Annotated in this window: 12 protein-coding genes; all 12 read right to left on the reverse strand. The window is 60.1% G+C overall.

Annotated elements, in window-relative coordinates:
* Positions 1-6 precede the first annotated feature (6 nt).
* A complete protein-coding gene (locus ROR01S_RS19030; RefSeq protein WP_015584149.1) occupies positions 7-564 on the reverse strand; it encodes a DsbE family thiol:disulfide interchange protein in 558 nt (185 codons plus the stop codon).
* Positions 561-2,513: a heme lyase CcmF/NrfE family subunit gene (locus tag ROR01S_RS19035; RefSeq protein WP_064359786.1), complete on the reverse strand. Its 1,953-nt coding sequence runs from the start codon at positions 2,511-2,513 to the stop codon at positions 561-563. The genes ROR01S_RS19030 and ROR01S_RS19035 overlap by 4 nt, the downstream gene beginning before the upstream one ends.
* Complete coding sequence (gene ccmE / locus ROR01S_RS19040) at positions 2,510-2,968, reverse strand: cytochrome c maturation protein CcmE (RefSeq protein ID WP_004862993.1); 459 nt, start codon at positions 2,966-2,968, stop codon at positions 2,510-2,512. Before ccmE ends, ROR01S_RS19035 begins: the two co-directional genes overlap by 4 nt.
* Entirely contained in the window at positions 2,952-3,185 is a 234-nt protein-coding gene (ccmD, locus tag ROR01S_RS19045; protein ID WP_004862998.1) for a heme exporter protein CcmD, read from the reverse strand. Before ccmD ends, ccmE begins: the two co-directional genes overlap by 17 nt.
* Positions 3,182-3,925, reverse strand: coding sequence for a heme ABC transporter permease (locus ROR01S_RS19050; protein ID WP_004863001.1), 744 nt, complete (start codon positions 3,923-3,925; stop codon positions 3,182-3,184). The genes ccmD and ROR01S_RS19050 overlap by 4 nt, the downstream gene beginning before the upstream one ends.
* A 53-nt stretch (positions 3,926-3,978) precedes the next feature.
* On the reverse strand, positions 3,979-4,638 hold the full coding sequence (gene ccmB, locus ROR01S_RS19055; RefSeq protein ID WP_064359787.1) for a heme exporter protein CcmB: 660 nt from the start codon (positions 4,636-4,638) through the stop codon (positions 3,979-3,981).
* Complete coding sequence (ccmA, locus tag ROR01S_RS19060; RefSeq protein ID WP_015584146.1) at positions 4,635-5,258, reverse strand: cytochrome c biogenesis heme-transporting ATPase CcmA; 624 nt, start codon at positions 5,256-5,258, stop codon at positions 4,635-4,637. Before ccmA ends, ccmB begins: the two co-directional genes overlap by 4 nt.
* Positions 5,259-5,341: 83 nt before the next feature.
* On the reverse strand, positions 5,342-6,685 hold the full coding sequence (locus ROR01S_RS19065; RefSeq protein WP_160873501.1) for a c-type cytochrome: 1,344 nt from the start codon (positions 6,683-6,685) through the stop codon (positions 5,342-5,344).
* 10 nt (positions 6,686-6,695) lie between these two features.
* Complete coding sequence (locus tag ROR01S_RS19070; RefSeq protein WP_064359788.1) at positions 6,696-8,480, reverse strand: GMC family oxidoreductase; 1,785 nt, start codon at positions 8,478-8,480, stop codon at positions 6,696-6,698.
* A 2-nt stretch (positions 8,481-8,482) separates the two neighbouring features.
* On the reverse strand, positions 8,483-9,229 hold the full coding sequence (locus ROR01S_RS19075; RefSeq protein ID WP_004863012.1) for a gluconate 2-dehydrogenase subunit 3 family protein: 747 nt from the start codon (positions 9,227-9,229) through the stop codon (positions 8,483-8,485).
* Between the two features lie 650 nt (positions 9,230-9,879).
* A complete protein-coding gene (locus tag ROR01S_RS19080) occupies positions 9,880-10,950 on the reverse strand; it encodes an ABC transporter ATP-binding protein (RefSeq protein WP_004863014.1) in 1,071 nt (356 codons plus the stop codon).
* Positions 10,943-12,712: an ABC transporter permease gene (locus tag ROR01S_RS19085; protein ID WP_004863017.1), complete on the reverse strand. Its 1,770-nt coding sequence runs from the start codon at positions 12,710-12,712 to the stop codon at positions 10,943-10,945. The genes ROR01S_RS19080 and ROR01S_RS19085 overlap by 8 nt, the downstream gene beginning before the upstream one ends.
* Positions 12,713-12,715: the final 3 nt, after the last annotated feature.

Raw genomic sequence — 12,715 nt, forward strand, 5'->3', positions numbered from 1 at the left:
AGCGCCTCATGCTGACGGCTCCTGGGTATATTTCAGCCATAGCGGCTGGAGCTGTTCGCGCCACACCCGGGCGTTCAGATCGCCGGCGTGACGCCAGCGAATTATGCCCTGCCCATCAATCAGAAAGGTTTCCGGCGCGCCATATACGCCCAGATCAAGCCCCAGCATGCCGCTGCCGTCGAACAGACTCAGCGCATAGGGGTTGCCGAGACTGTCGAGCCAGTTCACCGCCTTCTGCCGGTCATCTTTGTAGTTCAGCCCGACGACGCGAACCCCCTGGCCGGACAGCGCATTCAGGAACTGATGTTCGGCGCGACAGGTCGGGCACCAGGTGGCCCAGACATTCAGCAGCAGCGGTTTCCCGTCGATCAGCGCCGCACGGCTGTAGGTTTTTCCCGGCGCCGTCAACGCCTCAAGGCGAAACTCAGGCAGCGGTTTGCCGATCAGCGCAGATTCGAGCATCGTCGGATCGTCGCCCTCGGCGTTACGCATCAATTGCCAGAACAGCGCCATCGCCAGCAGCAGAAACAGCGCCAGCGGAATAAAAAGCAGCCTGCGCTTCATTGTGCCTCCTGCCGTTGTTTACGCATCCGGTAGCGCGGGTCGAGCATGCAGCACAGGCCGCCAAGGGCCATCAGGCCGCCGCCGAACCAAATCCAGCGCACGAACGGTTTGTAGTACAGACGCACCGCCCAGCTGCCATCGTCCAGCTCTTCCCCCAACGCGGCATACAGATCGCGCGTCAAACCGCCGCCGATCGCCGCTTCGGTCATCATCATACGGCTGGCGCTGTAGTAACGTTTTTCCGCGTACAGCGTTGCCTCCGGGCGACCGTTGCGCGTCACCGTAATCACTCCTTCACCGCCGGTCCAGTTCGGGCCGACGATGTTGCGCACCCCGTCGAACACGAAATGGTAGCGATGAATATCGATGCTATCGCCGGTTTTCATCCGTACGTCGCGCTCAATACTGTAGTTCTGGCTGAAGGTAATCCCGATAACGGTGACCGCCACGCCAACGTGACCCAGCACCATTCCCCACTGGCTGCGCGAAATCACCCGCAGGCCGCGCCAGAAACCGTGCCGGTGGGTCGCCCGTTCATGGATTTCAATCAGGGCAAAGAGCAGTACCCAAATCGCCATCATCAGACCCAGAACCGCCATGGCGACAATCCGGTCCTGCAACAGCCACGGCAGCAGCAGAGAAAGTGACAATGTCACCAGCAGCGCAATCGCCAGCCGCTTAAGCTGCTTGCCCGGCTGGTCGCGTCGCCAGCGGATCAACGGTCCCAGACCCAGCAGCAGCGCAAACGGCGCCATCAGCGCGGTGAACAGCAGATTAAAAAAGGGTTCGCCGATTGAGATACTGCCAAGCCCCAGCTCTTTGTGCACCAGCGGTAGCAGCGTGCCGAGCAGAACCACCAGCATGGCGGCGATCAGCAAAATATTGTTCCCCAGCAGAAACGACTCTCGCGACCACAGCGCATGTTCGACTCGCGCCCGTACCTGCCCCCCCTTCAGGGCATAGAGCAGCAGCGAACCGCCGATAGCCACCACCAGCAGCGCCAGAATAAACAGCCCGCGCGTCGGATCCGAGGCGAACGAATGGACCGACACCAGCACCCCGGAGCGCACCAGGAAGGTTCCCAGCAGGCACAGTGAAAAGGCGGCAATCGCCAGCAGCACGGTCCAGGCCCGGAAGCTCCCGCGTTGCTCGGTGACCGCCAGGGAGTGCAGCAGCGCCGTCCCCACCAGCCATGGCATAAACGAGGCGTTCTCCACCGGATCCCAGAACCACCAGCCACCCCATCCCAGCTCGTAGTAGGCCCAGGCAGAGCCCAGCACGATACCCAGAGTCAGGAATACCCATGCCGCCTGGGTCCACGGACGCGACCAGCGCGCCCAGGCGGTATCCAGCCGTCCGGCGAGCAGCGACGCAATCGCAAAGGCGAACGCCACCGAGAAGCCCACGTAGCCCATATACAGGATCGGCGGATGGAAAATCATGCCGATATCCTGCAGCAGCGGATTAAGGTCGCGACCATCAACCGGATAGAGCGGCAGCGTGCGGGCAAACGGATTCGAGGTGAACAGAATAAACAGCAGAAAGCCGAAGGCGATGGTCCCCATCACTGCCAGCACCCGCGCCACGGCGTCCTGCGGCATCCGCCGACTGAACAGCGCCACCGCGAAAGTCCAGACGCTCAGCAGGAGCACCCACAGCAGCAATGAGCCTTCATGGGCGCCCCAGGTCGCCGCGACCCGGTACCACACCGGCAGCGCGCTGTTCGAGTTATCCGCGACATAGCGCACGGTGAAATCATTGACCACGAAGGCATGGACCAGCACGAGAAAAGCGCCCGCGACGCAGAAAAAGAGCGCGCAGGCCAGAGGCCGCGCCAGCGCCATTAGCCGCGGGTCCTGCCGCGCCGCGCCCCATTGCGGATAAATGCCCAGCAGTAGCGCGAGGCCTGTCGCCAGGCACAGCAGATAGTGCCCCAGTTCCGGCATCATGGTTGTTCTCCTTTCTTCTCCGGCTGCAGCGCCTCTTTCACTTCCGGCGGCGTATAGTTCTCATCGTGCTTTGCCAGCACCTGCCGGGCGGTAATGTGCCGATCGCCATCGAGCACCCCCTGGGCTACCACTCCCTGCCCCTCGCGGAAGAGGTCCGGCAGAATGCCCCGATAGCTGACCTCCACCACACCGCGAGCGTCGTACAGTCGGAAACTGACGTCCAGGGTCTGCGGATCACGCTTGACGCTGCCGGGCTGTACATAGCCGCCGATCCGCAGACGCTGGCCGTGATGTGGCCGCTGATGAGTTTCCGTTTTGCCATACAGGATCTCCCCCGGCGTGTAGAAGAGATCGATATTGGCGCTGAGGGCATACAGCGTCAGGCCAATGGTCAACCCGAGGCCAACCAGCACCGCCAGCGCGATCCCGAGCCGGGTTTTACGACGCGTTTGCATCGGCGCCCTCCGCTTCTGCACGGCGGCGAGCGGCGGCGATACGCCGCTCCCGGGCCTGCTGACGACTCAGCTCGCGGAACAGCGTCCGTCGCTGCCACCAGGTATGCAGCGTCAGAACCCCGAAGATCAGCAGCGTCGCCGCCACCGCCAGCCAGACATAAAATGCGTAGCCGCCCATCGCCAGAAAGGCGGCGACAGATGAAAAGGCGGGGGTCATTTCTCCGCTCCTTTTGGGGCCGTGACCAGCGCCTGGACCCAGGGCCGGCGCCGCTCCTGTAACAGAATCAAATTGCGCAGGCGCATCAGGGTCAGCGTGGCCACCAGGCTCAGGAAGGCCAGAATACAGATTCGCAACGGCAGACGCATACTGGGGTCAATCGACTGTTGCATGTTGGTCGACCCTTGATGCAGCGTGTTCCACCAGATGACCGAATAGTGAATGACAGGCAGATTCACCACCCCCACCAGCACCAGAATACCGACCGCCCTGCCCGCCAGACGGCGATCGTCGAAGGCGTGCCAGAGGGCGATAATCCCGGCATAGAGAAACAGCAAAACCAGCTCCGACGTCAGGCGCGCGTCCCAGATCCACCACGTTCCCCACATCGGTTTCCCCCATGCCGCCCCGCTGACCAACGCGATGGCCGTGCAGGCGGCGCCCACCGGCGCCAGCGCCGCCACCGTCAGATCGGCCATTTTCATCTGCCAGACCAGCCCCACAAAGGCGGCGACGGCCATCGCCAGATAGACGCCCATCGACCACATGGCCGCCGGGACATGCAGATACATAATCCGATAGCTTTGCCCCTGCTGATAATCCGCCGGCGCGTAGACAAATCCCCACACCAGCCCCACCGCCAGCAGCAGTGCGCTCAAGGCCGTCAGCCAGGGAATACAGCGGCCGCACAGGCCGTACAGCCGTTCGGGTATCGCCAGTTGATGTAATGCTTTCCACATAACGTTTGCTCACACTACTGTTTTTATGACTGCGGCAGCGTCACCGCAGCGAATTATTGCACCGTCAGCCGTAATGCGGCGGCGGTGGCGAACGGACACAACGTGGCGCTGGCGGCTAAAAACGCCGCCAGAATCGCCAGATAGCCATCCACCGGTAGCCCCGCGGCGCCAGCCTGAATGGCGCCGCAGGCAAAAATAAGCAGCGGAACCAACAGCGGCAGCACCAGCAGACTCAGCAGAACCCCGCCGCGCCGCAGCCCTACCGTCAGGCCGACGCCAACCGCACCGAGAAAACTCAGGGTCGGCGTCCCCAGCAGCAGGGTCAGCGCCAGTACGCCGGCATCGTGGGGGGCCATCCCCAGCAGCAGCGCCGCCAGCGGAGATACCACCAGCAGCGGCAGACCGGTCATCGCCCAATGGGCGAGCACCTTGACCACAACCACCGCCACCAGCGGTGTCGGCAGCAGCAGCAGTTGCTCAAGCGAACCGTCCTGCCAGTCGTCGCGAAACAGGCGGTCCATCACCAGCAGCGCCGCCAGCAGCGCGGCAACCCAGACAATGCCGGGCGCGATCTGTACCAGCAGCTGCGGGTCGGCGCCGACGCCAAACGGAAACAGGGTGATCACCACCAGGAAAAACCACAGCGGATTGAGAATCTCTGCCCCGTTGCGCCATGCCAGGCGCATTTCGCGGGCAAACAGCGTCCACATCATGCGTTTTCTTCCTCTCCGGCGCCGAGCCTTAACGTGCGCAGAGCGCAGGCCAGCGGACGCAGGGGCTGATGAGTCGTGAGAATCGCGCTGCCACCCGCCAGAACATGCTGCTCCAGCCGACGACTTAAGGTCGCAATAGCCGACGCGTCGAGCGCGGTAAACGGCTCGTCAAGGATCCACAGCGTCGCCGACGTCAACCACAGACGGGTCAACGCCACCCGCCGCTGCTGTCCGGCGGAGAGCTGACTCAGCGGGACATCTTCATAACCCGCCAGCCCCATTTCGGCCAGCGCCGCTTCTCGCGTCTGCTGCCGGGTTTGCGGGAAGAAGAAATGCAAATTTTCGTCCGCGGTCAGCGCCGTTTTGACGCCGGGCTTATGCCCGAGCCACAGCAGCTGACGATGAAACGCTTCACGCACGCTCGCCAGCGGTTCGCCCTGCCAGCTCACCGTACCGCTTTCCGGACGCGTCAGGCCGCACAGCATCCGCAGCAGCGAGGTTTTCCCGGCGCCGTTATCGCCGGCCACCTGCAGGAGTTCGCCTGGCCCGACCGTCAGAGTCAGCGCCTGGAACAGCACCCGGTCATCAAAGATGCCGCTCAGTCCTTCGGCATGCAGCATGAATGTACTCTCCTTGGTTCAGACCGCCGTTAGCGTCGACAATCCGTTCGGGATGCGCCACCCGGGCGGCGCATCCACGACGGTTACTGACCGGAAACCGGCAGTTTCGAGATGTCGACATTACCTGTCGCCTTCTCATCGCGAACGATCGACTTGTCCTTACGCACTTTTGCCACATCGCTGGCGCTCACCGGCGAGGCGTGGTTCCCCCAGCTGGTGCGGATAAAGTTGACCACATCCGCCACCTGCTGGTCATCCAGACGCCAGCCGAACGAGGGCATGGTCAGATTAGACACCGCATTTTTCACCGCCGGCGTGGTGCTGCCGGTGAGGATGATGTGGATGAGCGACGTCGCATCATCGGTCTGCACTACCGGGTTGCCCTTCAGCGACGGGAAGGCGCGCTTGTAACCCACGCCATCGGTACGGTGGCAGGCCGCACAGTTATCCACGTACAGCGCCGCGCCGGGCTTGCTGTCATCGCCCTTCCACAGATCCTTCGCTACGCTGTCTTCAACCGGCGCCGGGGTCTGTTTTCCACCGCGCGGCGGCAGCGATTTCAGATAGCGGGCAATCGCGGTGATATCGTCGTCAGAGAGATACTGCAGGCTGTGTTCCACCACATCGCTCATTCCCCCGAAGACCACGGACTTATCGTTACGCCCGGTTTTCAGGAACTCCGCCAGTTCGGCTTCGCTCCAGGTGCCCAGACCGTCGCGATTTTCGCCGCGCAGGCTGGAAGCCACCCAGCCGTCAATCGGCGCATTGCTGCCTGCCAGATAGTCGTCACCCTCGCTTTCGCTAAGCGCTTTTTCCTGCATCGTCAGGCTACGCGGAGTGTGGCAGGCCCCGCAGTGACCGAGTCCCTCCACCAGATAGCGCCCGCGCTCCAGCACCGGGTCGACCTGCGGATTCGCGACAAAATCGGCCGGCGTCGGAGCGAAGATCCCGCGCCAGAACGCCAGCGGCCAGCGCATTGACAGCGGCCACGGAATATCGGTATCGCGATTCGCCTCGGCAACCGGCGCCACGCCATGCATAAAGTAGGCGTACATCGCCCGCATATCCGCTTCGCTCACCCGGGCGAATGACGGGTACGGCATCGCCGGATAGAGGGTTGAGCCATCCTTGCGAACCCCTTTGCGCACCGCGTCGTCGAACTCCTCGAAGGTATAGCCGCCGATGCCGTGGGCGCTGTCCGGGGTAATGTTGGTGGAGTAAATCGTGCCAATAGGCGTCTCCATCGCCAGGCCGCCGGCAAAAGGTTTCCCCTCTTTACCGTTGGTATGACAGGCCACGCAGTCCCCGGCCCGCGCCAGATACTCGCCCTGCTGAATCAAATTGCTGTCCGCGGGCGCCTCTTCGGCAAACGCCGCACAGCTTAACGCACCGAGCACCAGTGCCGATAACCATTGCATTTTCATCATTTGCCTTCCTTTATGCCTGCACCAGTGGACCCGGGTTTTTCAGGTACCGTTCACGGATCGCTTTTGCTGACCAGTAGGCCAGCGCGGCCACCGTCCCCGTCGGGTTATATCCCAGCCCCTGCGGGAAGGCCGAAGCGCCGATAACGAAGACGTTATGCACGTCCCAGCTTTGCAGATAGCGGTTCACCGCGCTGGTTTTCGGATCTTCGCCCATTACCGCGCCGCCGTTCATATGGGTGGTCTGGTAGCTGGTGGTGTCAAAGTGGCTGTTGGCATTTTTCGGGCTGCCGAGCAGATATTTTGGCTTCATCGCTTTGGCGATCGGCGCCATCTTATCGAACATGAACTGCGCCATCTTGATGTCGTTTTCCTGCCAGTCAAAGGTCATTCGCAGCAGCGGCTGGCCGAAGACGTTTTTGTAGTTCGGGTCGAGATCGAGATAGTTCTGGCGGTAGGACTGGTGCGCGCCGTGGGCGTCCATCGACAGATGATGGGTGTAGGTATCGGCAACCGCCAATTTCCACTTGCTGCCCCATGCCGGCGTCCCCGGAGGAACCGGAAGTCCGGAGATGGGTTTGGTCCCGGCCTGGTTGACCCAGAACGGCGAGCCGCCGACAAAGCCGGCCTCGGCATGGTCGAAGTTATCGGCGTTAAAGTCATCCACCCCGACACCGTTACCACCGGCGCCGATAAACGGATTGGTAAAGGTATTCTTATCAAAAATAGCCTTGATGGTGGTCATATTCTGATAGGCGAAGTTGCGACCCACCACCCCTTCCCCGGTTTGCGGATCGTAGGGTTTACCAATGCCGGAAAGCAGCATCAGGTGAACGTTGTGGAACTGGAAGGCGCCGATAATCACCAGATCTGCCGGCTGCTCCATTTCGCGCCCCTGTCCGTCGACGTAAGTCACGCCGGTGGCGCGCTGCTTATCGGCGGTCAGATTGACCTTCAGAACATTAGCGTTGGTGCGCAGCTCAAAGCGCTTTTCCTGGCGCAGCGCGGGCAGGATGTTGACGTTCGGCGAGGCTTTGGAATACATGTAGCAGGCGTAGCCGCTGCAGTAGCCGCAGAAGTTGCACGGTCCCATCTGCGCGCCGTAAGGGTTGGTGTAGGAGTCCGAGGTGTTCGCCGACGGCAGATTGTAGGGGTGGTAACCCACTTCCCGCGCCGCTTTCTCAAACAGCTGCGCCGACCAGGTGTTTTTCTGCGCCGGCAGCGGGAAGTCGTCCGAACGGTCCGGCGCAAAGGCGTTGCCGCCGCGCCCTTTGCCGACTACCTGTCCCTTCACCGACCAGGCGGTACCGGAGGTGCCAAAGACTTTCTCAGCCTTATCGAAGAAGGGCTCCAGCTCGTCGTAGGTGACACCAAAATCCTGAATAATCATATCCTGCGGGATAAAGCTTTTGCCGTAGCGCTCTTCATAGTGGCTGCGCATGCGCAGTTCTATCGGATCCACGCGGAAATGGACCCCGGACCAGTGAAGTCCGGCGCCACCGACGCCGGTCCCCGGCAAAAAGGCCGCCAGCTGGCGATACGGTACCGCCTGCTGGCTGGTGTTATGACGAATAGTGACGGTGCTTTTCGACAGATCCTGGAATAACTTACGGCGAATATTGTAAGTCAGCTCGTCAACCACCTGCGGATAAGCACCGTCAGGCCAGGTATCGCGCATCGGGCCGCGCTCCAGGGCGACAACATTTAATCCGGCTTCGGTCAGCTCTTTGGCCATAATGGCGCCAACCCAGCCAAAGCCCACAATCGCGACGTCGGTTTTTTTCAGTACGGTGGTCATCGTTATGCCCTCTCCCCATTAATTGATACCGGCGGGAGGGGATAGCGTTCACCCCGTTCAACCCAGTCCATAAAGTCGGCGCGTGCGCCGGGAAAATTAATCAGCGTCCAGCCAACCATGCCTTTGTTGCCGCCATGAATCGGATCGCTGAAGAAACCTTCGCGGGTGTTTTGCAGCAGATAAGAGAAGAACAGCGAAGACGGCAGCTGTTTAAAGGCGGCGCTGCCGGCTTCAAACTGACTTAAAGCGGCATCCTGTTGTTCCGGGGTCAGCCCGGCGAACGGCTGGTGATACTGGCCCTGGCACCATTCATCGGCGTCGGCAATCCCGAGGTTGTAGATCTGTTTGGGGACCAACGGCAGCTGATAACCCATCTCTTTTGGTACATCGGGGTTAAACGGCCCCTGCATGTACCAGATGGAACCGGTGGCATACGGAGTATTCATCTGCCGATCGATAAACTCCGGTACGCCGGCTTCGCGTGCGCCAGGCCCCAGTTCATCGGCCGGAATGAGGCGCGCTACCGCGGCGTTGATAAATGCCCACTCGCGTTCGTTAAAAAACTGCGGTTTCCAGTCGCCGGTAGTCGCGGAAGCGGATCCGCCGGCAGTGGCACGCTCCGCCGCCTGCGCGGTGCTGGCGGCGGCAACCGCGCCGACGCTGCCGCTACCGATCACGACCGTGGGTATCAAAGCCATTGATTTTACTAAAAAATCACGCCTCGAATTATTGGTTTTTTCGCTCGACATTCTCACATTCCTGTCAATTAAATTACTGATTTTGTTGTTACAAGCCCAGCAAACGCTGCTTTGGAACCGATTCCAGAAAGGTACCGCTTTAGCGGACCTGCTGGCACGACGCCATTAAGTCGTACAAAAAATAAATCGCCGCTGGCGATGATGTTTATAGAGTTATCGTTTGGATATTAGTCGATTCTCATACACCGTCATGAAAAAAAGGAAAATATCCCTTTTCATTTGATAATCAGAACGCGTATGCAATATCCAGAGGGCAGAAATGGGGGTGGAATCAGCGCCGAAGTAGGTCTGACCATTTTCCCAAAAAAGAGTGATACGTATCACAAATGTTGCTTTTTTGTTTATGGTACATGGCTGTCTGGCAGCGTGCAAACGTAAGATTCCGTAAAAAGTAAACAATTTGAGCGGTTAAATTGCTTAATAACGGATATTAACTGTATTTCGCGCAATGCTTATTCGCTGAGAGACAATGCACAATGCCGCCGGCGATGAATTATTCGCCGCGACGGTGAATAGAGACAGAATATAGAATTACCGCAGGGAAATTGTTTCTTAACGGTATATTTTCATGACGCCAGTATTACGCTATTTATTTCGCGGACGGCGCTCACGCTATCGCCGTCCGCCAGAGACGTTCAGGCCTACGTTCGCGGGAAAATCCACAGATCATTGGCCGGGAAGGTCAGGTGACAATGCCCGTCGTCGCGCAGCGCTGGACCATAGGCGCGAATAGCGAAATCATCTCCCCGGGTACGGAACAGATACTCCCAGCGGTCGCCGAGATACATACTGGTTAACAGCGGTAGCTCCAGCATATTATCCTGGGGCGTCGCCCCAAGGCACAGACGCTCAACGCGGATCACCGCCGTCGCCTCCTGCCCGACGCTGACCCGTCCGTCCGCCATTCCCCACAGCGCCCAGCTCGCCCCTTCAATCCGCGCCCGACCGTCCATCACATCGGTAATCTTACCGTGCAGGCGGTTATTGCTGCCCATGAACTCGGCGGCAAACAGAGTCGCCGGATTGCCATACATCTCCTGCGGCGTCCCCTGCTGTTCAATCACGCCATTGTTGAGCAGCAGGATACGATCGGAAATCGCCATCGCTTCGTTCTGATCGTGCGTGACCATCAGCGCCGACAGCCCCAGCTTGATAATCAGCTCGCGCAGAAAAACCCGCGCCTCTTCGCGTAATTTGGCGTCAAGGTTCGACAGCGGTTCATCAAGCAGGATAACCGGCGGGTTGTAGACCAGCGCCCGACCAATCGCCACGCGCTGCTGCTGCCCTCCCGATAGCTGATGCGGATGGCGGTTTCCGAGGTGCCCCAGCCCCAGCTGATCGAGCACCGCCTGCACCCGCTGTTTCATTTCGCCAGAGGCGACTTTCCGCAGCCTGAGCGGGTAGGCAACGTTCTCGAATACCGTTTTGTGCGGCCACAGAGCGTAGGACTGAAACACCAGCCCAAGATTGCGCGCCTCGGCCGGAATTTCGCTGCGCGGATTGCCGTCATAGACCGTCTGCTTGCCGATAGCGATCCGCCCGCCGGTGGGCTTCTCCAGCCCGGCAACCGCACGCAGTAAGGTGGTTTTTCCGCTGCCAGACGGTCCCAGCAGCGACACCACTTCTCCCCGCTTCAAGGTCATCGACACCCCTTTCAGCACCGGGTTGTCACCGTAGGTCAGATGCAGATTTTCTACTGATAATTCAATCATGTAATTTCACTCCAAAGCGCAGGGCGATACCTAACCCGACCACCACCAGCAGGATATTGATAAACGAAAGCGCGGCGACAATATCGATGGCTCCCGCCGCCCACAGCGAGACCAGCATCGAACCAATGGTCTCCGTTCCCGGCGAGAGCAGATAGACGCCGGTGGAATACTCACGCTCAAAGATCAGAAACATCAGCAGCCAGGAACCAATCAGGCCGTAGCGCGACAGCGGCACCGTAACGTGGCGCGTGACCTGGCCCCGCGAGGCGCCGTTGCTCCGGGCGGCTTCCTCCAGCTCAGGCGCCACCTGGAGCAGGGTTGAGGAGATCAACCGCAGCCCGTAGGCCATCCACACAACGGTGTAGGCCAGCCAGACGCTGAAAATGGTATTGCGCAGCGCCCGCAGCTGCACAATCAGATGTTCGCGTAGCCAGTCGGCCACCGGCAGCGCCGAGAGCCAGCCGTTTTTCAGCGACTGATCCAGCCACATCGGCAGGAATAAAAACACCCACAGGAACGCCAGTCCGGCCAGCAGGCCCGGCACCGCACGCGGAACCAGCACGCTGTAGTCGAGAAAGCGCGTGACATTATCCGCTTTGCGATGCATCGCAATCCCGACAAACAGGTAGCAGATCACCGCCAGCGCGCCGCCGAAAATACCGATGGCCATGGAGTTGACGATGGCCCGCAGCAGGTTCGGCTGCTGCCAGATATTACGGAAGGTCGCCAGCGAGAGTTCATCCCAGAGAGAAACCCCCACCCCCCAGTTGGAGATAAACGCCCGCAAGGCTACGCCAATCAGCGGCACGCCGATAGTCACGGTCAGCCAGAAGACCACCACTCCGCCGGCAACCCAGCGCCACTTGCCGAGCGGTAGCGCTCGCGCCTGCGACGCTTTGCCCTTCATGGTCACAAACCGATTGGCCGTGCGCATCAGGCGACGCTGCAGCATGACCAGCGGAATGGTGATGCAGATAAGGACGACCGCCACCGCCGCCATCAGATGATAGGAGGGCGTACCGAGTTTATTGGTGAGCTTATACAGGTAGGTGGCCAGCACCATGTTGCCTTCCGGGTCTCCCAGCACCAGCATCAGACCAAACACTTCAAGGCCGAGGAAAAACAGCAGCACGCAGGCATAGAGAATCGACGGACGTACCATCGGCAGGCTGACCGAGGTCATCACCTGCAGCGGAGATGCCCCTACCGTCCGCGCCGCCTCTTCGACATCCGAACCGACGCTACGCAGCGCGGAGGAGATATAGAGATAGGCATGCGGGACGTGAGTCAGCCCGGCAATCACCACAATGCTGAACATGGAATAGATATTCCACGGCACAACCCCCAGCAGCTGCTCTGCCCATTGCGAGAAAAACCCGACCGGTCCGGCGGCGACCACATAACCAAAAGCCAGTACCATCGGAGAAACAAAAATCGGCACCAGAATCAGCGGTTCAATAAACCGTCGCCCGGGCAAATCAGTACGCACCATTAAGAATGCGAGGATCCCGCCCAGCGGTATCGCAATCAGCACCAGCCCCACCGCCAGAATAAAACCGGACTTCAGCGCGAGATAAAAGTCGGGGTCGGTAAAAATAAATTCAAAGGCCCCGAGGCTGAATTCTTTGCTGCGGGCGAAAAACGGGGCGGAAAGAAAGCTCTGCACCACGATAAATAACAGCGGGATATAAATCACTAATGCCGTTATCACTACCACGATGCCACGCGGTAGCCCCTGCCACTTTCTGCGTATTACATTCATAGC

Source organism: Klebsiella ornithinolytica NBRC 105727 = ATCC 31898, assembly GCF_001598295.1.
Lineage (GTDB): Bacteria > Pseudomonadota > Gammaproteobacteria > Enterobacterales > Enterobacteriaceae > Klebsiella > Klebsiella ornithinolytica.